The sequence below is a fragment of the Kitasatospora atroaurantiaca genome (genome assembly GCF_007828955.1).
Taxonomy (GTDB): Bacteria; Actinomycetota; Actinomycetes; order Streptomycetales; family Streptomycetaceae; genus Kitasatospora; species Kitasatospora atroaurantiaca.
In genome coordinates this window covers 6,826,593-6,849,246 of record NZ_VIVR01000001.1, presented here as the reverse complement: position 1 = coordinate 6,849,246, position 22,654 = coordinate 6,826,593, and the positions used below count along the sequence as shown (strand labels likewise).

The following is a 22,654-nucleotide window of genomic DNA, read 5'->3' as shown; positions in this document are numbered from 1 at the left end:
CGACCGATGGCGGGCGCCCGGTTCGATGCGGCTGAATGTCCCCATGAGCCTGACGATGGACGACTCCCACGTGGACGCCTACCTCGTCCGGATCGGCGCGAAGCGTCCGGACCGGCCCGACCTCGTCGGGCTGCAAGCGCTCCAGTGGGCGCACCTGACGACCGTCCCGTTCGAGAACCTCAGCATCCGTCTCGGCGAGCCCGTCGTCCTGGAGCAGCAGGCGCTGCTGGAGAAGATCGTCACCCGGCGGCGCGGCGGCTTCTGCTACGAACTCAACGGCGCCTTCGCCGCGCTGCTCACCGCGCTCGGTTACGAGGTGACGCTGCTCAGCGCCCGGGTCTTCGGCAAGGACGCCCCCGGCCCACCCTTCGACCACCTGGCGCTGCGCGTCGACCTGGACGAGCCCTGGCTGGTCGACGTCGGCTTCGGACGCTTCAGCCGCCGGCCGCTGCGCCTCGGCGCACGTGACGAGCAGTCCGACGCCGGCGGCGTCTTCACCCTGGTCGAGCACGGGCCGGACCTCGACGTCCTGATGAACGGCGAGCCGCAGTACCGGCTGGACCTGCGCCCGTACGAGCTGGCGGACTTCGTCCCGACCTGCTGGTGGCAGACCACCTCGCCTGACTCGCACTTCACCCGCTCGACCACCTGCTCACTGCCCACCCCCGACGGCCGGATCACCCTGAGCGGCAACCGCCTGATCCGGACGGCGGGCGGCGAGCGCCACGAGGAACTGCTCGACGAGAGCGAGGCGCTGGCCGCCTACCGTACGTACTTCGGGATCACCCTGGACCGGCTGCCGCTCAGCGGATCGCCGCGACCAGCGAGTCACTGACCGATCGCCAGACCACACCGGCCTCGCGGAACCCGGCCTCGACCAGCCGGGCGGTGTGCCAGCCGGCCGGGTGCACGTCGCCGTCGGCGTGCGAGCCGTAGATGGCGGTGCGGGCGGCGACCTGTTCGGTGAGCAGCGGATCGGCGCCCGCGGCCGCCCACCAGTCGCCCCAGTCGAGGACCCCGGCGGCCCGCTCGCACTCCTGGCGGCGGCGCTGGAACGCCAGGTCGGCGGCGTTGAGGAGCGGAGTGCCGGGCTCGGGGGTGTGGTCGGCGTTGAGGAACACGCCGCCCGGGCGGAGCAGCTTGGCCAGGTCGCCGTAGAGGCGGAGCAGGTCGTCGGTGGGCAGCCAGTGCAGGGCGGTGGCGGTCAGCACCGCGTCGTACGGGTCGGGCGGCAGCCGGGCGGCCCAGTCCGGGTCCTTGAGGTCGGCGGTCACCAGCGTGAGGCGGGGCTCGGACGCGAAGTGGCCGCGGGCGATGGTGAGCAGCGCCGGGTCGAGATCCACGCCGACGCTGACGGCTCCGGGCAGCCGGGTGAGCAGGCGGTCACTGATGCTGCCGGTGCCGCAGGCCAGGTCGAGGATGCGCGGCTCGGGGCCGGCCACCGCCTCCACCACGTCGAGCATCGCCCGGAACCGCTCCTCGCGGTCGGGCATGTACCACTCCTGCTGGCGGTCCCAGCTGCGCTGCCACTGCTCCCAGTCGGACATGCCAGAACTCCGATCCGTAATGACTGCTTCGGCCATTCATCTATTACAGAGCCTAGGCCAGCCGCGTAACGGACGCAATGGACTTTCAGTCATTACCTCCCCGGCAAGGTAGGCTTCGCCGGTAAGCAGGGCAGGGCGGACCAGGAAGCAGCGGGCAGCATGACGGCGGGCGCGGACTACCAGAGCACCGAAGAGATCGAGTACGGCCCGGGCATCGACCCGGAGCGGCTGGAGCTCTGTCTCAGCGTGCTCGCCGAGCTGGACGAGCTGGACGTCGACCACCCGGACGCGATCGTCGTCCGCAAGGCGGTCGGCGGCATCTTCCGTACGCTCAAGCAGCGCCGCCGCCAGGAGACCCGCGCGCGCAAGACCGCCAACGACCGCGCCGTCACGGCCGCGACGGCGACCGGCTCGCCCGGGCGGATCGACGACGAGACGGCGGGCGCCTTCGGCCTGACCACCGCCACCACGACCGAGATCGCGGGCATCCTGGAGCGGCCCCGCTCCTGCTACACCTGCAAGCAGCGCTACACCGAGGTCGACGCCTTCTACCACCAGCTCTGCCCGCCGTGCGCCCGGGACAACCGCGCCCGCCGCGACGCCCGGGCCGACCTGACGGGCCGTCGGGCGCTGCTGACCGGCGGCCGGGCGAAGATCGGGATGTACATCGCGCTGCGGCTGCTGCGCGACGGCGCCCACACCACCATCACCACCCGCTTCCCCAACGACGCGATCCGCCGCTTCAAGGCGATGCCGGACAGCGCGGACTGGCTGCACCGGCTGAAGATCGTCGGGATCGACCTGCGCGACCCGGGCCAGGTCGTCGCGCTCGCCGAGTCGGTCGCCGCCGACGGCCCGCTGGACATCCTGATCAACAACGCCGCGCAGACGGTACGCCGCTCCCCCGCGGCGTACCGCGAGCTGGTGATGGCGGAGTCCGCCCCGCTGCCCGCCGGTGAGCTCCCGCAGGCCACCGTGATCGGCACCTTCGGCAGCGGCAGCGTGGACCGCCCGGCGCTGCCCGGCCAGGTCAGCCGCCGCGAGGCGATCAGCGCCGAGGACGTGACGGCGCTGGCGCTGGTCAGCGGCTCGGCCTCACCGGCCCGGATCGAGGCCGGTACCGCGATCGACGCGGGTGGCCTGGTGCCCGACCTCGCCTCGACCAACAGCTGGGTGCAGACCGTCAGCGAGGTCGACCCGATCGAGCTGCTCGAGGTCCAGCTCTGCAACTCGACCGCGCCGTTCATCCTGATCAGCAAGCTGCGCCCGGCGATGGCGGCCGCCAAGGCCCACCGCAAGTACGTGGTGAACGTCTCCGCCATGGAGGGCCAGTTCAGCCGCGGCTACAAGGGCGCCGGCCACCCGCACACCAACATGGCCAAGGCCGCGCTGAACATGCTGACCCGCACCAGCGCCAAGGAGATGCTGGAGACCGACGGCATCCTGATGACCGCCGTCGACACCGGCTGGATCACCGACGAGCGCCCGCACCCGGACAAGATGCGCCTCGCCGAGGAGGGCTTCCACGCCCCGCTCGACCTGGTCGACGGCGCGGCCCGGGTCTACGACCCGATCGTCCGCGGCGAGCTTGGCGAGGACCTGTACGGCTGCTTCCTCAAGGACTACGCCCCCTCCCCCTGGTAGGAGAGACCGCGATGCCACCCATGCTCGGCGCCGGAGTGATCGTGCCCACCGCCGACGGGCGGGTCCTCCTCGGCCGGCGGATCACCGCGGGTGAGACGCCGACCTGGAGCCTGCCCGGCGGGAAGGTGGACCAGCCCGGGGAGTCCTTCGAGCAGGCGGCCGCGCGCGAGCTCGCCGAGGAGACCGGCATCGTGCTGCCCGCCGAGCAGATGCGGGTGCTCGCCGTCCTGCTGGACCACCAGCTGGGCTTCCCGCGGCTGACGGCCGCCGTGCTCGCCCCGCCCACCGATGATCCGGCCGCCGTGACCGAGCCGCACGCCTGCGCGGGCTGGGAGCGCTTCCCGGTCGATGCACTGCCCAGCCCGATGTTCCACCCGTCCGGCCTGGTGCTCGGCAGCTGGCTGCCCGGCCACCCGGCGCCGGACGGCGCGTTCCGCTACACCATCGGTTGAGACGCTCTGCACGCAGGTTGGGCAGCCGATCAGGATGGGGCATCCCAGGGGCGCGAGGAACTGCGCGAGATCGGAAGGCTAGGGCCTGCAGTCTTCCGCTTCGCGCAGTTCCCCGCGCCCCTGTGGTGGTCACTCGGCTGCCTGCTCTCAGGCCCCCGCCCGGTCGGCGAGCTCCCAGAAGTGCTCCGGCAGGCGGCGCAGCCAGCGCGCCCGCTCGGTGGCGATCTCCTTCAGCCTGGAGTCGCCGGAGCGGGCGACCAGGTGGCCCATGTAGCGCTCGGTGAACTGGGCGTACTCCTGGTGCAGGACGCGGAGTGCGTACGCCACGTGCTTCTCGTCCACGCCGAGGAAGTCCGCCAGGGGCCCGACATGGCTCTTCCACCGACCTTCGACGGCCTGCTTCAGCCGTTCGATCAGCTCCGTGCCCTGCCCGATGACGTCCAGCACCTCGTCGGGCTGCAGGCCGAGTGCCTCCGCCAGCACCCTGGTCTGCTGCTCGTCACCGGTCCAGTGGTGCTCGGTCTCCGCCCTGGCGTAGACGTGCGGCTCCATGCCGAGGCGGTGGGCCAGCCGTTCCCGGGTGAGCTGCCTGGCCAGACGGTGCTCCTGGAGCGATCTGGGGCGGACGGCCATCAGGACGGGCGTCGGACACCACAGGGCGTCCGCCAGGGCGAACAGTTGGATCTCGGACGGTGCCCGCGTGCCCAACTCCCAGGCCTCCACCAGCCCGGCCGGCTGGCCCATGCCCAACTGCGCCATGGCAGCGGCGACCTGATCGGTCGTCATACCAATCCGGAGCCGGGCCGCTCGGGCCTCGGCGGGAGAGAAGGGGGGTCCGGACACGTGCGCGTCATCCCGGTTCATCGGACGGCTGCGTTGTCGTGCTCCCAGCCCTCGTCGGCCTCACCGATGCCGTCCCAGTCGATGTCCTCCAGCGCCCGGCGCTCGTTGAACACCTGGAAGAAGAGGTTCAGCAGGACCGCGGTGATGCTGCCCAGCGTGATCCCGCTGCCCAGGACGGCGCGGACCTCGGTCGGCATCCGGTCGAAGAGCGGTTCCACCGTGGTGGGCAGCATCGCCGCGCCGAGGCTGACGGCCAGGATCAGGGCGTTGCGCTCCTCGCGCAGGTCGACCTTGCCGAGGATCTGGATGCCGACCGTGGCGACCATCCCGAACATCGCGACCGCCGCCCCACCGAGCACCGGGTGCGGGACGGAGGCGACCACCGCTCCGGCCTTGGGCAGCAGGCCCAGCAGGATCATGAAGACACCCGCGGCGACCACCACGAACCGGCTCTTGACCCGGGCGATCCGGACCAGGCCGATGTTCTCGGCGAAGGCCACGTACGGGAAGGAGTTGAGCAGCCCGCCGAGCACCGTGGCCACACCGTCCGCGCGCAGCGCCCGGCCGACCGTCTCGCCGTCGACCTCCCGGCCGGTGATCTCGCCCATGGCATAGACGTCGCCCGTGGTCTCCACCATCGTGATCAGCATGACCACCACCATCGCCAGCATCGGGAAGAGCTGGAACTGCGGCATGCCGTAGTGGAAGGGGGTGCTGACGCCGAGCCAGTCGGCCTCGCCGACGGCGTCCAGGCTCGCGTCCCCGAGCAGGTGGGCGACCAGGGTGCCGCCGACCAGGCCGAGCAGTACCGCGATGCTGCTGAGGAACGCGCTGCCGAAGCGCGCGATCAGCAGGATGAACAGCAGGGTCCCGCCCGCGTAGGCGAGGTTGGTCGGGTCACCGTAGCGGGGGCCGCCGATCAGGTCGGGGCCGCCGCCGACGTCCTGCAGTGCCACCGGGATGAGCACGATGCCGATGACGGTCAGGAGCGTCCCGGTGACGATCGGCGGGAAGTACTTCGCCAGCCTGCCGACGAACGGCGCGAACAGGAAGGTGGCGACACCGCCCGTGATGACGGCCCCGTAGACCACGAGCAGGCCGGCCGTACCGCCGCCTGCGCCCTGGCCGATCGCGATCATCGGGGAGACCGCGGTGAAGGTGGCTCCCTGGACCAGGGGCAGCCGGGCGCCGATCCGCCAGAAGCCCCAGGCCTGGATGATCGAGGCGATGCCGGCGGTGAGCAGGTCCGCGTTGATCAGATAGACCAGTTCCCGGGAGGAGAGGCCGAGCGCGTTGCCCAGGATGATCGGGACGACCACCGCGCCGGCGTAGAACGCCAGGACGTGCTGGAGGCCGTAGAGCGAGAGTTGCGGAAGGGGGAGGACCTCGTCCACGGGGTGCTTCGAGAACGGGGTTCTTCGGCGCGGGGCGGTCTGTGCCATCTCTGCCTTGCCTTCGAGGTAGGTGAATGAGAGGTGGCCTCGAACGGCGTACTTGTGGCGGCTTGCTCGTGGCGGGGGTTGCCGGAGGAGTGAACGGGTGTGCCCGTTGCGCGTCCCGGCGTCGAGGCGTACGGTGCCGCCCGGTGGTTCACCCGCCCGGGACGGCCCGGCCGATGACAGATACTGTCGGAGACACCGAGGCAGCGCAAGTGCTGAGCAATGTTTTCAGTAGGTAAACCCGGGGGTAACCTACGAATCCATTGCTTCCGGCGCCTTCCTGCTTCGGATTTCGTTGTGCCAGCGATGCCCGCCGCCGTCAGTCCGAACAGCTGCCGTCCCCGTCGACCGCGGCCACGGCGAAGACGCGGTAGGTCCGGTCCTGCAGGTTCAGATCGGCGAACCTGATCCGGGCAGCCGCCCGGCCGGCCCCGGTCTCACGCTCGAAGCACGTCTCCCCGACGCGCGGCGAGGCGACCTGCCGCCAGCCCAGCCCGGGCAGCGTGGCCCGGTAGTGGTCCAGGACCTTTGTGGCGTCACCGTCGTAGGTGTAGTCCAGCGAGGCCTCCATCCAGGCATCGCCCGAATCCTCCACGCAGTTCGCGCTGACTTCCTGGCCGGCGACAGGCCGTGAGCCCTCCGGCGCCTTCCGGAAGAGGTCGAGTTCCTGCAGGGCGGCGAGTCGCCCCTCCTGGCCGCCGCACCCGGCGGAAAACCCACCGAACAGGGCGAATCCACCGACCACTGCCAGGGCTATGGATGCCGCGACCGCCGCTGCCCATATCCATGCCGACCTGCGATGCTGCTGCATCGCCCTATGAGATCACACGGCCCTACCTGCGGTTCGGCGTGCCGCAGAGCCGCTGCCGGCTCGGTCCATGTACGGGACACGGACGATGCGTTCGAATCTCATGGAGGAACGGCGGGACGGGCCGCACCGGTTCGCGTCCGGTCGAACGATGCCGATAGGTTTCTGACCGATCATCTGATGAGCCTTGCGGTTGGAGAGTCGGAGACGGAGCAGAGAGCTCCCTCCGCCGACCACCTGGGCGGCTGAGGGAGAGGGAAAGTGCCATGGAGGGTCAGCTGCTCAGCGGGCGCTACGAGCTGGTGGAACACCTGAGCTCCGGCGGCGCGGGAGTCGTGTGGAGCGCGTACGACCGGGAGCTCGGCCGCACCGTGACGGTCAAGGTCTTCGCAGGCTCCGACCTCTCCCCCGAGGACACTCAGCGGCTCGAACGGGAGGCCCGCGCCGCAGCCGCGCTGCCGGACAACCCGCATGTGGTGACCGTCCACGACTTCGGGCATGACGGCGGCAGCGCGTTCGTGGTCATGGAGCCCGTGGCCGGACGCAGCCTGGACGAGGTCCTGACCGCCGGCGGTGTGCCGGACCCGGCCCGCGCCACGGACTGGGTCCGCCAGGTCTGCGCCGGGCTGGAGGCGGCGCACGCGGCCGGGCTGGTGCACGGCGACATCAAGCCCGCCACCCTCGTGCTCGCCGACGACGGGACGGTGAAGGTCCTCGACCTCGGGAGCGCCTGGCTCCACCCCGCAGCACCGGGGCCGCAGCGGCTCAGCGGAGCCAACACCGCCCTGGGCAGTGTCCCGTGGATGTCGCCGGAGCAGGTCCGCGGCGACGGGGAGGTCGACCACCGCAGCGACCTGTACTCCCTCGGCTGCCTCCTCTACCAACTGCTCACCGGCGCAACCCCGTTCGGGCACCTGGAGGCGTCCGTCCAGTTCGGGGCACATCTGCGGGGGACGCCGGCGGCGCCGAGCCGGCACCGGGCCGGCATTCCCGCCGGGCTGGACGAGCTCGTCCTTCGGCTGCTGGCGAAGTTCCCCGAGGAGCGGCCGGCGAGTGCCGGCGAAGTCGCGGCGCTCCTGGACGCGTTGGCACCGGAGATCGGGGCGGCGGCCGCGTCCGGCTTCCCCGCAGCGTCGGCAGCGGCAGTTGCCGTACAGCCGAGGCTCGTGCCCGCCGCCATGGCCACGGCCGCGCCCGTCTTCACGCCCTTCGACGAGTTCGAGCCGGAGCCCTGGTGGCGCAGGCCCTCGAGCCGTCGGGCCGGGCTGGTGGCCGGGAGCGCTGCACTCGTCCTGGCGCTGGTCGGCGGCACCGTCTGGGCGGTCGGCGGCCAGAGCACCGGGGCGGACGGCGGCGGCCGGACCAAGGCGGGGGGCTCGAGCCACTCCGGCGCCGTCCCCGTCGGCTCCACCTCCGACCTCGGCGACGCCCCCGTCGCCGGTACGGCCGGCTCCGCGCCGGCCAACACCCCGGCGACCCCCGGAGCCACCTCCGCTCCCTCCTCCGCTGCCGCTTCGGCCGGCGCCGCGGCGAGCGGCAAGGCCGCGGCCACCACCACGCCGTCCACCGCCACAGGCGGCAGCAAGGCAGGCGCAACGCCCCCCGCGCAGGTACCCGCCTCCCCCGCCACCACGGCCTCGGCCTACGGGTGCACCGGAGGCCTGGTCGACAGCTACCCGGTCAAGACCAGTGAGGGGGTGATCTTCGGCTACTTCTACCTGTATTTCGACAACTCCACCGGCAACAACTGCGCGGCCACCATCAAGACGGCGAACAGCGGCTACGGCACGGCCTCCGTCGTCAAGGCGAGCATCAGCCGCTGCAGCAACACCTCGGCGTCCAACAGCTGCACCAAGGTGTCGGGGACCACCAGCACCGACGAGGGCAACTTCGCCAAGTTCGCCGGGCCGGTGAAGGTCAGTGCCGCGTCCACCTGTATCACCGGGTTCGGCAGCATCGTATGGGGTGGGGTTACGGCCACCACGTCGAGCACCCTCGGCAACCGGGCCGTGCACTGCGGCTGATTCCGCAACCACGTCCGGGAGTTGTCGCACGGCGTCGATCGCGCGTCGGAGCATCCGCTCAACTACCCATCCCCCTCGACCGATAATCGACCGTTCACCCGAAAGGAGGAAAGGACCAGCGGAATATCCGCATACAAACCAGATGACGTCCCCTCGGGTGCTATTCCAGTAACTGTCCGAAGTCAGGCTTCAGTTGACACTCCTGGAGGAGCACACGATGGATCAGTCGGACGAGGCCACATCGCGTCGCAGGTTCCTGAGCATGGCCGGCGCCGCCGCCACTTCGGCGACGCTGCTGCAGGTCATGACCGGAGCCGTGCCGGCGACGGCCGCACCCGCCACCGACGGGCTGACGAGACCGGCCAGGAAGGCGGGCAACGGGAAGACGGTGGCGATCCTCGGCGCCGGCCCCGCCGGCCTGGCGGCCGCGCTCAAGTTCTCGGAGGCGGGCTACCAGGTGACCGTCCTGGAGGCCCAGGGCCGGGTCGGTGGCCGCACGCTCACCGCACGCCCCGGCGACCAGGTCACCGAGGTCTGGGACGACGGCTCGGTCCGTACCCAGTCCTGCCAGTTCGACCAGAACCTCTACCTCAACCTCGGCGCAGGCCGCATCCCGTACGTCCACCAGCGGGTCATCGACTTCTGCCGCAGACTCAAGGTCCCGCTCGAGCCGTACATCCACACCACCACAGCCAACCTGTACCAGACCGACAAGGCGTGGCGGGGCGCGACCAAGCCCAACCGCCGGATCGCCAACGACACCCGTGGCTACATAGCCCAGTTCCTCGCCCAGGCCGTGCAGAAGGGGACCCAGACCGAGGACGGACTGACCCCAGCCCAGCGCGACCAGTTCATGAAGCTCCTTGTCGAGTTCGGCGAACTCGACAAGACCGACAAGAGCTACCTCGGCTCCACCCGCTCCGGTCTGGCCAAGACCCCGACCGTCCTGCAGGTGGAGGAGCCGGTCGATCCGCTGCTCTTCAAGGACCTGCTCGCGAGCGAGTTCTGGACGCGCGGTTTCTACCAGGACTCCGGCCTGCACTGGCACACCACCTCGTTCCAGCCGGTCGGCGGAATGGACAACATCTGGCGCTATGCGGCCGCCGCGCTGCCGAGCGGCACGATCGCGTTCAACTCGCCGGTCTACGGCATCCAGTTGGACGGCAACGGGGTGAACGTCGGCTGGACCGACAACGGCACCAACCGGGTCCAGCGGTTCGACTACTGCCTGAGCAACATCCCGGTCTCCGTGCTGCGCAGGCAGGTCACGCTCTACAACTTCTCCGACGACTTCCGGTCGGCCGTCCGGGACATGCCGTTCGCGGCCGCGTGCAAGGTCGGCTGGCAGGCCAACCGGCGCTTCTGGGAGTCGGAGAGGTACCAGATCTTCGGTGGCATCAGCCGGATCGACCACGAGATCCAGCAGATCTGGTACCCGTCCAACGACTACTTCTCGCCCTCCGACAAGGGCACGATGACCGGCGCCTACAACTCCTACAAGGACGCGGTCACGCTCGGCAACCGCCCGCACGAGGAGCGGCTGAGCGTGGCACGCACGGCTGCGACGAAGCTGCACGACGAGTTCGCAAGCAACTCGGTCGTCCCCAACCGGCTGGGCATGTCGATCGCGTGGCACAAGGTGCCCTACCAGCTGGGCGCGTGGGCCGACTGGCGCCGGGACGACCCGGAGCACAAGAAGCTGTACTCGACGCTGATCTACCCCCAGGGCCAGGACAACTTCTTCGTGATCGGCGACCAGGTGTCCGCGCTGCCCGGCTGGCAGGAGGGCGCGCTGATGTCCGCCGAGTGGGCGTACGAGTGGATCGCCAACGGCAGGCGGGCCGTCCGGATGCCCGTCCAGCAGGTTCCCGACTCGAAGAGCCTGACCACCGGCGAGGTCTGACGCATCATCCGGTGGCCTGAGCCGCCGGCGGACCGACGGGAGCGGCGGCAGCACCGGCCCGGCCTGACATCGAGAACCCGCCGGGCCGCCTCACCCCCGTTGAGGCGGCCCGGCGGGCGGTATGCGGGAAGCCACCCGTCGACCGGGCAGTCCTACGGCACGTGCGCCGCTATTTTAGTTCCTGTGCGATTTTGTTTGACTTCCGGCAAATCCTTTGGCGGAACCAAACGGATGCCAACATCTGCGGATTTAAATACGTGCCCTTACGTAGCGAGCGGGAACACCGCCGACACACGGGTCCCCGCCCGACCCGCGGACACGGTGCACTGCGCCGCGTACGCCTCCACCAGCTGCAGCCCCCGCCCGCACCGGGCGTCCGCGTCGGCCCGCTCGGTGCGCGGTGTCCGGCGCCGCTTCCAGCGGCCGCCGTCCCGCACCTCGGCGGTGACCGCGACACCGTCCAGGACGAGCAGCAGAACGACGTTCGGGCTGCCACTGTGCAGGAGCACATTGGTGACCAGCTCGGTGACCACCACGGACAACGCCTCCGCGACCGCCTCGGGCAGCTGCCAGCACCCCGCCAGGTGCCGGGCGAACCGCCGAAGCACCGGCACCGACTCCGGAGCCACCGGCATCGCACACAGTGCGCGCTGCCGGGGGACGGCCGTCGCACCGGAAAGTCCGCGGCCCGCCGACGCGAGGGGTTCTTCGGTGGTGATCATGTGCAGCTCCTGGTGGACCTGGCCCCGAGGGGCCGGGCCGGGCCTCTCCCCCGCGGTCCGGAGAGGCGGAGACCGCCTCATGTCACCCACACTCGGTGGGCCGGTCGTCCGCGCGCAATCAGGAGACACTGAAGTACGGATACGCAAAGAACCTCTGCCCGCCGAGACCGAGCCCGACAGGTGTCCCCGGGCAGCGGAGGTGAGGCCAAGTGGCGACGGTGGAAGAGCCGGAACCGGGGCCGCGACGCCTGCTCGCCGCCGCGATCTCACGCGGACCGGCGCTGGCCCTCGTCGAGGGCCGCGCGGGCACCGGGAAGACGCGGCTGGTCCGCGCGCTGCTCGACCAGACAGGGCCGGCCCAGCGGCGCCGGGTGATCGTCTCGTTCCCGTCGGCCGGCCCCCCGGTGGTCCGCGTGGAGGCCGCGGGGGCGGACCCCGCCGTGAAGCCCGCCGGGCGGCCTCAGCCGACTGCGAAGCGGCCTCCGGACCCGTACGCCGAGCTGGCGGCGCTGCTGGAGACGCCGGAACCGGCACTGCTGGTCGCGGAGGACGTCCACCGGGCGGACGAGGCCGCGCAAGCGCTGCTCCGGCGCCTGCTGGCCCACCCGCCCGCGCGGCTCGCGGCCGTCCTCACCTACCGCCCCGAGGAACTGGCCGGTCCAGGCCTCGCGCTGGGCAGCCGAGTCGACTATCCGTCGGACATCGACGTCATCCGCATCCGGCTGGAGCCGCTCAGCCCGGAACAGGTCCGGCACTGGGCCTGCGCCGCCCTGGGTGAGCGCCGGTGTCCGCTCGAGTTCACCGCCCGGTTGTACGAGCGGACCGGCGGCGTCGCCCAGGTCGTGGCCGACCTGCTCCGGCTCCTGGACGACGGTGGTCAGCGTGATCGGTACACCGCGCGGGACGTCGACTCGGCGCCGGTTCCGGTACGGCTGTCCGAGCTGACACTCGGCCGGCTCGGCGCGCTGCCCGAGCCGCACCGCAGAATCGTCGAGGCGGCCGCCGTCCTCGAAGAGCCCGCCGGAGAGCAGGAGTTGGCCGAGGTGGCGGGCCTCTCGGCGGAGGACGGCCACCGATCCCTGCTCACCGCCCTGGCGGCTGCGGCGCTGGACGAGTGCCCCGGCGCCACCTACGGCTTCCGCGTCCCGCTCGCGGCCCGGGCGGCCTACGAGCTGCTGCCCGGCCCCACCCGCCGGGAGCTGCACCGCCGGGCCGCCGCCTCGCTGGCCCGCCATCGACCGGTTTCCTGGGTGCGACTGGCCCATCACCAGCACAGCTGCGGCGAGCTGACCGGCTGGCTGGACAGCGTGGACGCGGCCGCGAAGGAGGCGGCCGCGGCCGGCCGGCACCAGGTCGCCATCAGCCTGCTGGAGGAGGCGCTGGCCGATCCGTCGGTGCCGCCCGCGACCCGGGCCCGGCTGGCGCCTGCCCTGGCCCACAGCGCCTCTGTCGGCCTGCGCTCGGACCAGACGGTCGAGGTGCTGCACCGGGTCGTCGACGACCCGGACCTGCCCGCCGACGTGCGCGGCGAGATCCGCCTCGACCTCGCGTTGATCCTGGGCAACCAGCTGGGGCGCAGCGCTCAGGGCCGCGCCGAGCTGGAACGCGCCGCGGAGGAACTGAGGGACCGGCCCGCCCTGGCGGCCAGGGCGATGTCGGCCCTGGCCATGCCGTACTGGCCCGGCGGCACGCTGGCCGAGAACCTGCGCTGGCTCGGCCGCGCCGAGGACATCGCCGCCGGAAGCAGCGATCCCGTCGTACGGGCCGCGGTCGCGGCCAACCGGGTCACGGTCCTGCTGAGCGTGGGCGACCCGCAGGGGTGGCGGCTCGCCGACCAACTGCCCGGGGACAGCGACGATCCGGCCTGTCTGCAGCACGCCGCGCGTGGACTGTGCAACGCGGCGGACGCCGCGATGTGGCTGGGCGAGTACGGGCGGTCGGCCGACCTGCTGGAGAAGGGGCTGGACCTGGCCGTCCGCAGCGGCCAGTCCTTTGCCGAGCAGACCGGGCTGAGCGCCCGGCTGCTGCTGGACTGGGCGACCGGCCGGTGGACCGGCCTGTCCGCCCGGGCCGGGGAGTTCGTGGCCGAGGCCGGCGAGATGCCGTGGGTGGCCGCCGATGCCCAGCTCGTCCAGGGCATGCTGGCGCTGACCCGGGGCGAGTGGGGCGGGGTGACCGCCTGGCTGTCCGGCGCGGGGCTGCCGGCCCCGGAGGAGGGCGCGGTGCCCCTGGTCGCGGCCGCCACCGGCGCGCGCATCCGGCTCGCCCTCGCCCGCCAGGATCTCGACCTCGCCACGGCCGAGGCCGCCCGGGCCTGGGAGCACCTGCGCGACAAGGGGGTCTGGGTGTGGGCGGCCGAACCGGCCCCCTGGGCCGTGGAGGCGATGGTCGGCGCGGGGCGGACGATGGAGGCCCTGGACATGGTGGAGGAGTTCGCGGCCGGGTTGAAGGGCCGCCGGGCACCGGCTGCGGAGGCCTCCCTGACGTGGTGCCGGGCGATCCTGGCCGAGGCGGCCCAGGAGCCGGACCGCGCGGTCGAGCACTTCCGGCAGGCCCGTCGTGCTTTTGCGGCGCTGCCGCGACCGTACGAGGCGGCCCTCACCGGAGAGGCCGCCGGGCGCTGCGCCCTGGCGGCCGGTGGCGGCGCCGACCCTGATGCGGCGGACGAACTCAAGGCCGTGGAGTCCGAGTTGGAGCAGCTGGGAGCCGTCTGGGACGTGGCGCGGGCCCGCGCCACACTTCGGGCCCACCGGGTGGAGGAGCGACGCCCGCCGGGGCGGCCGGCATACGGCGAGCAGCTCTCACCGCGGGAGGAGGAGGTGGCCGAGCTGGCGGGGGCCGGCCTGACCAACCGCGAGATCGCCGGCACCCTGCACCTCTCCCCCCGCACCGTGGAGCAGCACGTCGCGCGGGCCCTGCGCAAGCTCGGCCTGCAGTCCCGGCTGGATCTGGGAGCAAGGCGCGGCTGACCGCCGGCCGGGCCCTGTCCGACAATTCCCGCCGGGCGCACGACGCGCCCCCAGCCTTCGGCCGGGAGGTACCCCCAGGCATCCCGCCTGGACGCACCGGCGGATCGGCCAAGTACGACCCAGTACGAGACCGACCCGCCGGCACGCCCGGCCGGGCGCGAAATGGGTGCCCCTCCGGCCGGAGGCTGGGGGAGCCGCGCGCTGATCCGACGCGAACTGTCAGACAGGGCCGCGGGTGAAGGTACAGAGCGTGTCGATCTCCTCGAAGCCCTGGGTCGCGAGGAGGTGGCCGGCGGCGGGTTGGTCGAGCCGTGAGTCGCGGGGCGGGTCTTCGGGCAGGTAGGCGATCAACTCGTGGCCGCCGTTGCCCGCGAGGAGGTCGCAGCACTGCGTGAGGAGGTTGCCGCCGAGTCCGCGGCCCCGGTGCGCGGCCCCGATCTCGATCCACTGCAGTACGCCGATGCCGTCGACCGGCTCACCGAGGGCGGCCTCCCCGATGAGGGCCCCGTCGGTGTCGCGCAGATACAGCTGCCGGCCGGGCGGCTGGTCCGAGGTCTGCACGTCGGCGATCGGGTAGGTGCGGGACTCCGGGACGTGGGGTAGTTCGCGAAGGTGGCGGTGGAGATAGCTGCACTGGTCGCGGCCCGAGAAGCCGACGCTCTCGAGCGCTTTGCGGGTCGCCGGCCGGCTGCGCACGGGAAGCCCTTGCAGGCCCAGGGACAGCGCGGAGGCGAAGGCGAAGGCGTGCACCGTTCGCGGTCCGAGGTCGGCCAGTGCGGCATCGATCAGGGCGGATGCCACGGGCAGGTCCTCGCCGCTGTGCAGCCACAGGACGAAGCCCTCCTGGTCCGAGGAGCGCGTCGTGTAGGAAGCGGCACCCAGGACCCTTCCCGCCGGGTCGTGCGCGACCGCGGTACGCGGGACGTCGAGGGCGGCCCACTGGTCGCTCTCCGTGGGCGAGTACCCGGCCAGGGCCTCCGTGAGCATGGCCGCGGTTGTTTCGGGCTGACCGGTGAGCCGGTCGTCGGCGATCAGCGCGAGAACCGCGTCCTGATCCTCGGCCCGGTAGGGCCGAATCCGCACCGGTGCTGGACCTGTCGCGCTGAGCGCCACACTCGTCTCCCTGTTCGGCCGGTTGTTCGCCTCAGGGTGCCCCGCCGCGTGCCCGGGGGCCAGTATGCGCGCCGTGTTCGGCCGGATCGCTGCTCATGATGGGCTATCAGCACCTCGTGTGTAGGGCTGATCTGTATACGGCTGAGCCGTGCGGTCCGTGTGGGGACGGACGAGCCGGGTAGGGGTTTCGGTAGGTCTCGGGAGAAAGGAGGCTGCCGGGTCACTCGGAGTCGCGTGCGATGTCGAGCGCCAGTGCTTGCAGGATCTCCTCGGTCGACACTTCCGGCTCGGTCTCCTCGTAGACATCCGCGACCGCCTCGAAGGCCAGCACGAACCCCGTGATCAGGGCGCTCAACGGCTCGGAGAGCTGGTGCAGCACGGACAGCCCGACCTCCTTCGCGTCGGCACTGGCGGGTACGAGGAAGTACTCGGGGATCACCTCGCCGAGCAGGTCCGAGACATAGTCCGCGCCGACCCCGCTGCGCAGGGCCGTGAGTGCCGCGATGGCCTTCAGCTTGATCTCGTTCTCGGTCATGGACCGAGGGTAAGAGCAAACCCCCGACCTGGGCGGCGATGACATCGTGGAAGGGGGGTGTGCAGCCTGAAAGGGGGCTGTTGCGATGGCGGAGCTGATGGTCGACGGTGACGAGCTGGTGGTCCGGCTGTCGCGGCGGGAGAAGCTCGCGGCCGGGCACGGGGACGTCCGGGTCCCCCTCACGGCGGTGAAGCAGGTGACGGTCCAGCCCGACGCCTGGCGTGCCCTGCGCGGGAAGCGGCGGCGGGGGCTGCTGGTTCCCGGCGTGCTGTGCCTGGGGGTCTGGCGGCACAGCGACGGGCAGGACTTCGTCGCCGTCCGCATGCGGCGCGGGGGCGTCGTCCTCGCCGACCTGCGCGGAGGCGGGCCGTTCACCCGGATCGCCGTGAGTGCGGCCGAGCCGCAGGCGACGGCGGCGGCGGTGCGGACGGCGGCGACGGCGAACTCATCCGGATCGGCACCGGAGCCGATCAGCGCACCCCCTCGGCCGGAGGCTCCGGCTCCTGTGGCGGCTTCGGCGCCGGCCTCGGCGCCTGAGGGTCGATCGGGAAGGGATGCGTGGGCGGCGCCGGATACGGGTCCGGGTCCGACGGGTCCGGCGGGAACCGATGGGTCGGCGGCCCGGTTTTCGCGTTCGTCATGGTGAGTCCCCTTCGTTCGTACGGGATGCGGGGCTCACCTGGTCGCCTTCCCGTTCTCGACCGCCCGAATCCCCGCCGCGTCCCGGGGGCCGCTGCGTCGGACCGGCTGCACCGGGGGTCCGCCGGCCGGCTCACGCCGGGTGGTCGCTCCAGCGCAGGATCGCACCGAGGCCTCCGGCCGGGCCCGCAACCTCATCGGGGACCAGCAGGGCCTCGGCCCCGGCGGCGATGGCCGAGCGCAGCAGTGCGTCGTCGGCGCGGGCCTGCTCGGGCGCGGCCACGCCCAGGGTCTGGGCCTCGGCGCGGCGTACGGCCAGTTGGTCGGGTTCGGGGCCGACCCAGAGCGGACGTTCCACGTCGCCGGCCGACTCCTGGACGAGCAGGGTCGCCACCTGGTGGCGCCGGGCCGCGTCCACGACCGCGGGGATTCCCTCGGCTGCCTCGCCGGGGCCGGTGTCGGGCCCCAGACTGCCGTGTTCGCCGGGGCGGCCGCGGCCTGCGCGGAACTGTTCCAGCGCCTCGTCGAGGTGCGCTCGGGCACGGTCTTCGCGGACCTGGGCAATCTGCCGGTCCAGCCGTTCGGGCGAGGAGCCGGCGGCCCGGCCGGCGCCCTCGACCTCGACTGCGACCTGGCGCAGCGGCTGTGGCAGCAGTTCGTGCACCGCACGCCGTTCGCGCGGGTCGCCCGCCAGGACGAGCATCCTGGCGCCGCTGTCCCGCCAGCACCGGGCGATCTCGTCGGCGATGATCACGGCCGTCCGCTCCCAGGTGTCGTGGACCTTGTGCTGGTAGTGCCACTCGTAGCGGTCGGCGGGCACGGAGCGGTGCCCACGGCCCTGCCACTGCCGCCCCTCCGCCTGCCCGCCCTCCGCCTGGCCGATCGGCTTGCGCGACTGTGCGTCCCGCACCTCGATGTCGGCGCCGGTGCGGTCGATGTACGCCACGAGGCAGGAGTACTCCTCCCCGCGCAGGCGCAGCAGCGGGCTCAGGTGGGGCAGGGCCGTCCACGCCGTCTCGGGGGCCGGGGGCGGCGTCTCCAGCGGAAGGTCGAGCACGACCTCTCCGCCGGTCGCGAAGAGCGCCCGGCCGGCCGGAGCGCGTGAGACCGGCTCGGCGGCGAGGTGCGCCCGCAGGGCGGCCCAGGTGGCGGAGTCCACGCCTTGTGCGGCCAGCTGCTCACCGGCTGCCCGTTCGCGCAGTTCCTGCTGCTTGGCCGCGTCCTCGGTGTTGCGCGAGGTTTCGAGGTAGACGGAGGCCCAGGGGCCCGGACGGTCGAGCAGCGGGCTGAGAAACGCGAGTTCCATGATCTCCTCCAAGCCCCGGGACAGGGGCGGCACGACTCGCCGCCCCTGTTGCTGCGGCTACCCGGTCGGGGCGAAGCAATGCGGGACATCGCACCCCTCACCTGAACCGGCCTTGTGGTGCCCGAGGCGCGGCAGGAGGACAGTGGAAGGGCAGCGGTCGCGGACGCAGGCATGCAGGGGGGTGTGATCGGGAGGTCCGCGATGACCTTTGTACAGATCGTCGAGTGCCGCACGGAGCAGCCGGACGAGCTCAACCGGCTGATGGACACCTGGATCGAGCAGAGCCAGGGCAGGCGCACCGCCACCCACGCGATGGTCGGCGCGGACCGGGCGGACGCCCGGCACATCGTGGAGATCGTCGAGTTTCCCTCGTACGAGGCGGCGATGCGCAACTCCGGCCTGCCGGAGACCGACCGGATCTTCCGGGAGATGGTGGCGCTCTGTCAGGAGCCGCCGACCTTCACCAACCTCGATCTGGTCCGCGACGACCAGCTCCACAAGGAGGCAGCCCGGCGACTGCTGGTGAACCCGCCGATGGGAGACATGTCCGCGATCGACGAGCTGCTCGCCCCGGACTACGTCGACCACGACCCGTCGATGGACCAGGACACGGTCGGTCCGGCGGCCGTCAGGACGATGATCGAGGGCTACCGCAAGGCCTTCGACTTCACCTTCGACATCCAGAGCCAGGTCGCCGACGGCGACCAGGTGGCGACCCGCTGGACCTGGCGCGGCACCCACATCGGGGAGTTCATGGGCATGCCGGCCAGCGGCAAGACCATCGAGTGCGACGGGATGACGATGTTCCGGTTCGAGGAGGGCAAGGTCAAGGAGGGCTGGTGGAGCTGGGACTCCGTCGGCATGATGCGCCAGATGGGCATGATGCCGAGCTGACCTGACGCCTCTCACACCGCCGCGCCCGCGTCCCACGGGCGCGGCGGTGTGCGACGGCTGCTCCGGGGGCGAGCGGGTGTCAAAGGCTTGTCAAATCGGCCGGCGGTTGCGGGGCAACCCCGCGAGTCGAGCTCCGCCGCCCGCTAGGGTGGGGCACTTCCCTCCGGGCACCCACCGCAAGGAGCTTCACCGCAGTGTCTGACACCTTCGCTCATCTGCACGTCCACACCGAGTACTCGATGCTGGACGGAGCGGCGAAGAACGGCAAGCTCTTCGCGGAGGCCGAGAGACAGGGCATGCCTGCCATCGCGATGAGCGACCACGGCAACATGTTCGGCGCGTACGAGTTCTTCCACTCCGCGGCCAAGACCGGCGTCAAGCCGATCATCGGCATCGAGGCGTACGTCGCACCCGGCTCGCGCTTCGAGAAGAAGCAGGTCTTCTGGTCCCCCGGCGGCCAGCGCCCGGCCAGCGCGGACGGCGAGGGCGGCAAGGACGTCTCCGGCGGCGGCCGCTACACCCACATGACGATGTGGGCCCAGAACGCGACCGGCCTGCGGAACCTCTTCAAGCTCTCCTCGCTCGCGTCGATGGAGGGCTACTACATGAAGCCCCGCATGGACCGCGAGATCATCTCCGCGAACGCGAGCGGCATCATCGCCACCACCGGCTGCCCCTCGGGCGAGGTGCAGACCCGGCTGCGCCTCGGGCAGTACGAGGAGGCGGTCAAGGCCGCCGGCGCGTACCAGGACATCTTCGGCAAGGAGAACTACTTCCTGGAGCTGATGGACCATGACCTGTCCATCGAGCGCGATGTCCGCCAGGATCTTCTGCGCCTCGCCAAGCAGCTGAACATCCCGCTGCTGGCCACCAACGACTCGCACTACGTCACCGCCGACCAGGCGGACGCGCACGACAGCCTGCTCTGCGTCGGCGTGGGCAAGAACAAGGACGACCCGAACCGCTTCAAGTTCCAGGGCACCGGCTACTACATCAAGACCGCCGCCGAGATGCGCGAGCTGTTCCGCGAGCTGCCGGAGGCCTGCGACAACACCCTGTTGATCGCCGAGCGGATCGAGTCGTACGACGAGGTCTTCACCTACGTCGACCGGATGCCGCAGTTCGACGTCCCCGAGGGCGAGACCCAGGCCTCGTACCTGCGCAAGAAGATCGCCGCAGGGCTGAAGATCCGCTACGGCGACAACCCGAGCCAGGAGGTCCTGGACCGGATCGAGCTGGAGATGGGCGTCATCTCCCCGATGGGGTTCGACGCCTACTTCCTCGTGGTCGCGGACATCTGCCAGTACGCCCGGGACAACGGCATCCCGGTCGGCCCGGGCCGAGGCTCGGCGGCAGGCTCGATGGTCGCGTACCTGACGCGGATCACCGAACTCGACCCGCTGGAGCACGACCTGCTGTTCGAGCGGTTCCTGAACCCCGAGCGCATCAACCCCCCGGACGTCGACATCGACTTCGACGACCGCCAGCGCGACCAGATGGTGCGCTACGTCACCGACAAGTACGGCTCGGCCTACACCGCCCAGGTGAACACCTTCGGCACCATCAAGGCCAAGGCCGCCGTCAAGGACGCCAACCGCATCCTGGGCTACCCGTTCGCCATGGGCGACCGGATCACCAAGGCGATGCCCCCGGACGTGATGGGCAAGGGCGTCCCGCTGGCGGACCTCTTCAACGAGAGCCACCCGCGCTACAACGAGGGCACCGAGATCCGGGCGCTGTACGACAACGAGCCGGACGTCAAGAAGATCATCGACACCGGCCGCGGCATCGAGGGCCTGATCCGCGGCACCGGCGTGCACGCCGCCGCCGTCATCCTCTCCTCCACCCCGCTGCTCGACCTGATCCCGCTGCACAAGCGGGACAAGGACGGCGTGATCATCACCGGCTTCGACTACCCGTCGTGCGAAGCCATGGGCCTGATCAAGATGGACTTCCTGGGTCTGCGCAACCTGGGCATCATCGACCACGCCATCAAGATCATCAAGGCCAACCGCGGCATCGACGTCGACATCGAGAAGATCCCGCTGGACGACCCCACCACCTACCAACTGCTCGCCAGGGGCGACACCCTGGGCGTCTTCCAGCTCGACGGTGGCCCCATGCGCGCCCTGCTGCGCCTGATGAAGCCCACCGAGTTCGCCGACATCTCCGCCGTCTCGGCGCTGTACCGGCCCGGCCCGATGGGCATGAACTCCCACACCAACTACGCGCTGCGCAAGAACGCCCAGCAGGAGATCATCCCGATCCACCCCGAGCTGGAAGCCCCGCTGAGCGAAGTCCTGGGCCCCACCTACGGCCTGATCGTCTATCAGGAGCAGGTGCAGCGAGCCGCGCAGGTACTGGCCGGCTACAGCCTCGGACAGGCAGACCTGCTCCGCCGCGCGATGGGCAAGAAGAAGAAGGAGGTCCTGGAGAAGGAGTTCGTCCCCTTCCAGGCCGGCTGCCGCGAACGCGGGTACTCGGACGAGGCCATCCAGGCCGTGTGGGACGTCCTGGTGCCGTTCGCCGGTTACGCGTTCAACAAATCGCACTCCGCCGCCTACGGCCTGGTCTCGTACCAGACCGCCTATCTGAAGGCCAACTACCCGGCCGAGTACATGGCCGCGCTGCTCACCTCGGTGGCCGACGACAAGGACAAGATGGCGGTCTACCTGGCCGAGTGCCGCCAGATGGGCATCAAGATCCTCTCCCCGGACGTGAACGAGTCCGTGGTCGACTTCACCGCCGTCGGCAGCGACGTCCGCTTCGGTCTGAAGGCGGTGCGCAACGTCGGCGTGCCGGTGATCGAGTCGCTCGTCAAGACCCGCAAGGAGAAGGGCAAGTACGCCTCCTTCGCGGACTTCCTGGACAAGGTCGAGCTGGTGGTGTGCAACAAGCGCACCGTCGACTCCCTGGTCAAGGCGGGCGCGTTCGACTCCCTCGGGCACACCCGGCTGTCGCTGAGCACCGTGCACGAGAGCGCGATCGACGCCGTGACCGGCGTCAAGAAGCAGCAGGCGATCGGCCAGGACGACCTGTTCGGCGCGCTGGGCGGCGGCGACGACACCCCGGCGATCGGCCTGGACTTCGAGCTGACCGAACGGGAGTGGCCGCGCAAGCAACTGCTCAGCCTGGAACGGGAGATGCTCGGCCTGTACGTCTCCAGCCACCCGCTGGACGGCGCCGAGCACATCCTGTCCCGCAACCGCGACACCTCCATCGCCGAACTCATGGGCTCCGGCCGCACCGAGGGCGAGGTCAGGCTCGCGGGTCTGATCACCGGCGTGGACCGCCGGATCAACAAGGCCGGCAACGCCTGGGCCATCATCACGCTCGCCGACCGCGACGGCTCGGTCGAGGTCCTGTTCTTCCCCGCCACCTACAACCTGATGGCCGACCAGATGGTCGAGGACAACGTGATCTCGGCCAGGGGACGGCTCAACGAGCGCGACGGGTCGTTGAGCATCTTCGGCCAGGAGATCACCACCCTGGACGTCTCCTCCGCAGAACTCGGTACCAAGCCACCCGTCCAGATCACCATGCCGACCGGAAAGGTCACCCCTGAGGTGGTGGCCGAACTCAAGCGCTCCCTGCAGGCGCACCCCGGCGACGTGCCCGTACGCCTGCTCACGACGAACTGGGACAAGAACACCCTGTACGAGCTCGGCTTCCTGGTGAACCCGGACAACGGCCTCGCCTCGGACATCAAGACGCTGCTCGGCACGCACGCGTGGATGGGATCGGTGTAACGCTGCTCGCGCCCCGCACCGGCCGGCCGGTGCGGGGGGCATCAATCGCTGGTGCCGGCAGGGTGCC

General features: G+C 71.1%; 17 protein-coding genes. 9 read left to right on the top strand and 8 right to left on the bottom strand.

Annotation, left to right across the window (positions count from 1 at the left end):
• Positions 1 to 43: 43 nt before the first annotated feature.
• Positions 44 to 835: an arylamine N-acetyltransferase family protein gene (locus tag FB465_RS30800; RefSeq protein WP_246192949.1), complete on the top strand. Its 792-nt coding sequence runs from the start codon at positions 44 to 46 to the stop codon at positions 833 to 835.
• On the opposite strand, the gene FB465_RS30795 is transcribed toward FB465_RS30800, so the two are convergent.
• Complete coding sequence (locus FB465_RS30795) at positions 804 to 1,547, bottom strand: class I SAM-dependent methyltransferase (protein ID WP_246192948.1); 744 nt, start codon at positions 1,545 to 1,547, stop codon at positions 804 to 806. The two genes, FB465_RS30800 and FB465_RS30795, sit on opposite strands and share 32 nt — an antisense overlap.
• A gap of 159 nt (positions 1,548 to 1,706) precedes the next feature.
• Between FB465_RS30795 and FB465_RS30790 the strand changes: the two genes are divergently transcribed.
• On the top strand, positions 1,707 to 3,191 hold the full coding sequence (locus FB465_RS30790; RefSeq protein ID WP_145795829.1) for an SDR family oxidoreductase: 1,485 nt from the start codon (positions 1,707 to 1,709) through the stop codon (positions 3,189 to 3,191).
• A gap of 11 nt (positions 3,192 to 3,202) precedes the next feature.
• Complete coding sequence (locus tag FB465_RS30785; RefSeq protein WP_145795828.1) at positions 3,203 to 3,643, top strand: nucleotide triphosphate diphosphatase NUDT15; 441 nt, start codon at positions 3,203 to 3,205, stop codon at positions 3,641 to 3,643.
• 147 nt (positions 3,644 to 3,790) lie between these two features.
• On the opposite strand, the gene FB465_RS30780 is transcribed toward FB465_RS30785, so the two are convergent.
• The 3 genes from FB465_RS30780 to FB465_RS30770 form a co-directional block, all read right to left on the bottom strand.
• Entirely contained in the window at positions 3,791 to 4,429 is a 639-nt protein-coding gene (locus FB465_RS30780) for a helix-turn-helix domain-containing protein (protein WP_246192946.1), read from the bottom strand.
• A gap of 74 nt (positions 4,430 to 4,503) precedes the next feature.
• Positions 4,504 to 5,928, bottom strand: coding sequence for a nucleobase:cation symporter-2 family protein (locus FB465_RS30775; protein ID WP_145795825.1), 1,425 nt, complete (start codon positions 5,926 to 5,928; stop codon positions 4,504 to 4,506).
• Positions 5,929 to 6,244: 316 nt separating this feature from the next.
• Positions 6,245 to 6,736, bottom strand: coding sequence for a hypothetical protein (locus FB465_RS30770; RefSeq protein WP_145795823.1), 492 nt, complete (start codon positions 6,734 to 6,736; stop codon positions 6,245 to 6,247).
• Positions 6,737 to 6,999: 263 nt separating this feature from the next.
• Here FB465_RS30770 and FB465_RS30765 point away from each other — a divergent pair, with 263 nt between their 5' ends.
• Together FB465_RS30765 and FB465_RS30760 are read left to right on the top strand one after the other, a co-directional pair.
• Positions 7,000 to 8,757 (top strand): serine/threonine protein kinase, encoded by a 1,758-nt coding sequence (locus tag FB465_RS30765; RefSeq protein WP_145795821.1) that lies wholly within the window; start codon positions 7,000 to 7,002, stop codon positions 8,755 to 8,757.
• A 217-nt stretch (positions 8,758 to 8,974) separates the two neighbouring features.
• Positions 8,975 to 10,660 carry a flavin monoamine oxidase family protein gene (locus FB465_RS30760; RefSeq protein WP_145795820.1) on the top strand — a complete coding sequence of 562 codons (1,686 nt, stop codon included), beginning with the start codon at positions 8,975 to 8,977 and terminating at the stop codon, positions 10,658 to 10,660.
• A gap of 263 nt (positions 10,661 to 10,923) precedes the next feature.
• On the opposite strand, the gene FB465_RS30755 is transcribed toward FB465_RS30760, so the two are convergent.
• On the bottom strand, positions 10,924 to 11,382 hold the full coding sequence (locus tag FB465_RS30755) for an ATP-binding protein (RefSeq protein WP_170290724.1): 459 nt from the start codon (positions 11,380 to 11,382) through the stop codon (positions 10,924 to 10,926).
• A 209-nt stretch (positions 11,383 to 11,591) separates the two neighbouring features.
• Between FB465_RS30755 and FB465_RS30750 the strand changes: the two genes are divergently transcribed.
• The gene (locus FB465_RS30750) at positions 11,592 to 14,351 is read left to right on the top strand and encodes a LuxR C-terminal-related transcriptional regulator (RefSeq protein ID WP_145795816.1); all 2,760 of its coding nucleotides are present in this window, start codon (positions 11,592 to 11,594) and stop codon (positions 14,349 to 14,351) included.
• A 219-nt stretch (positions 14,352 to 14,570) separates the two neighbouring features.
• Here the strand turns inward: FB465_RS30750 and FB465_RS30745 are convergent, their stop codons facing one another.
• Together FB465_RS30745 and FB465_RS30740 are read right to left on the bottom strand one after the other, a co-directional pair.
• Complete coding sequence (locus FB465_RS30745; protein WP_246192945.1) at positions 14,571 to 15,434, bottom strand: GNAT family N-acetyltransferase; 864 nt, start codon at positions 15,432 to 15,434, stop codon at positions 14,571 to 14,573.
• Positions 15,435 to 15,684: 250 nt separating this feature from the next.
• Positions 15,685 to 15,999, bottom strand: coding sequence for a hypothetical protein (locus FB465_RS30740; RefSeq protein WP_145795812.1), 315 nt, complete (start codon positions 15,997 to 15,999; stop codon positions 15,685 to 15,687).
• A gap of 85 nt (positions 16,000 to 16,084) precedes the next feature.
• Between FB465_RS30740 and FB465_RS30735 the strand changes: the two genes are divergently transcribed.
• The gene (locus FB465_RS30735; protein ID WP_145795810.1) at positions 16,085 to 16,645 is read left to right on the top strand and encodes a hypothetical protein; all 561 of its coding nucleotides are present in this window, start codon (positions 16,085 to 16,087) and stop codon (positions 16,643 to 16,645) included.
• Positions 16,646 to 16,771: 126 nt separating this feature from the next.
• On the opposite strand, the gene FB465_RS30730 is transcribed toward FB465_RS30735, so the two are convergent.
• Complete coding sequence (locus FB465_RS30730) at positions 16,772 to 17,944, bottom strand: baeRF2 domain-containing protein (protein ID WP_145795808.1); 1,173 nt, start codon at positions 17,942 to 17,944, stop codon at positions 16,772 to 16,774.
• Between the two features lie 201 nt (positions 17,945 to 18,145).
• Here FB465_RS30730 and FB465_RS30725 point away from each other — a divergent pair, with 201 nt between their 5' ends.
• Both FB465_RS30725 and dnaE read left to right on the top strand, forming a co-directional pair.
• Positions 18,146 to 18,838: an ester cyclase gene (locus tag FB465_RS30725; protein WP_145795806.1), complete on the top strand. Its 693-nt coding sequence runs from the start codon at positions 18,146 to 18,148 to the stop codon at positions 18,836 to 18,838.
• Positions 18,839 to 19,032: 194 nt separating this feature from the next.
• Positions 19,033 to 22,587: a DNA polymerase III subunit alpha gene (gene dnaE / locus FB465_RS30720; RefSeq protein WP_145795805.1), complete on the top strand. Its 3,555-nt coding sequence runs from the start codon at positions 19,033 to 19,035 to the stop codon at positions 22,585 to 22,587.
• Positions 22,588 to 22,654: the final 67 nt, after the last annotated feature.

What these genes read in the sequence shown, in the direction of transcription:
- FB465_RS30800 (WP_246192949.1), top strand. Translation starts at nt 44, where the DNA reads ATGAGCCTGACGATGGACGACTCCCACGTGGACGCCTACCTCGTCCGG.
- FB465_RS30795 (WP_246192948.1), bottom strand. Translation starts at nt 1,547, where the DNA reads ATGTCCGACTGGGAGCAGTGGCAGCGCAGCTGGGACCGCCAGCAGGAG.
- FB465_RS30790 (WP_145795829.1), top strand. Translation starts at nt 1,707, where the DNA reads ATGACGGCGGGCGCGGACTACCAGAGCACCGAAGAGATCGAGTACGGC.
- FB465_RS30785 (WP_145795828.1), top strand. Translation starts at nt 3,203, where the DNA reads ATGCCACCCATGCTCGGCGCCGGAGTGATCGTGCCCACCGCCGACGGG.
- FB465_RS30780 (WP_246192946.1), bottom strand. Translation starts at nt 4,429, where the DNA reads ATGACGACCGATCAGGTCGCCGCTGCCATGGCGCAGTTGGGCATGGGC.
- FB465_RS30775 (WP_145795825.1), bottom strand. Translation starts at nt 5,928, where the DNA reads ATGGCACAGACCGCCCCGCGCCGAAGAACCCCGTTCTCGAAGCACCCC.
- FB465_RS30770 (WP_145795823.1), bottom strand. Translation starts at nt 6,736, where the DNA reads ATGCAGCAGCATCGCAGGTCGGCATGGATATGGGCAGCGGCGGTCGCG.
- FB465_RS30765 (WP_145795821.1), top strand. Translation starts at nt 7,000, where the DNA reads ATGGAGGGTCAGCTGCTCAGCGGGCGCTACGAGCTGGTGGAACACCTG.
- FB465_RS30760 (WP_145795820.1), top strand. Translation starts at nt 8,975, where the DNA reads ATGGATCAGTCGGACGAGGCCACATCGCGTCGCAGGTTCCTGAGCATG.
- FB465_RS30755 (WP_170290724.1), bottom strand. Translation starts at nt 11,382, where the DNA reads ATGATCACCACCGAAGAACCCCTCGCGTCGGCGGGCCGCGGACTTTCC.
- FB465_RS30740 (WP_145795812.1), bottom strand. Translation starts at nt 15,999, where the DNA reads ATGACCGAGAACGAGATCAAGCTGAAGGCCATCGCGGCACTCACGGCC.
- FB465_RS30735 (WP_145795810.1), top strand. Translation starts at nt 16,085, where the DNA reads ATGGCGGAGCTGATGGTCGACGGTGACGAGCTGGTGGTCCGGCTGTCG.
- FB465_RS30730 (WP_145795808.1), bottom strand. Translation starts at nt 17,944, where the DNA reads ATGGAACTCGCGTTTCTCAGCCCGCTGCTCGACCGTCCGGGCCCCTGG.
- FB465_RS30725 (WP_145795806.1), top strand. Translation starts at nt 18,146, where the DNA reads ATGACCTTTGTACAGATCGTCGAGTGCCGCACGGAGCAGCCGGACGAG.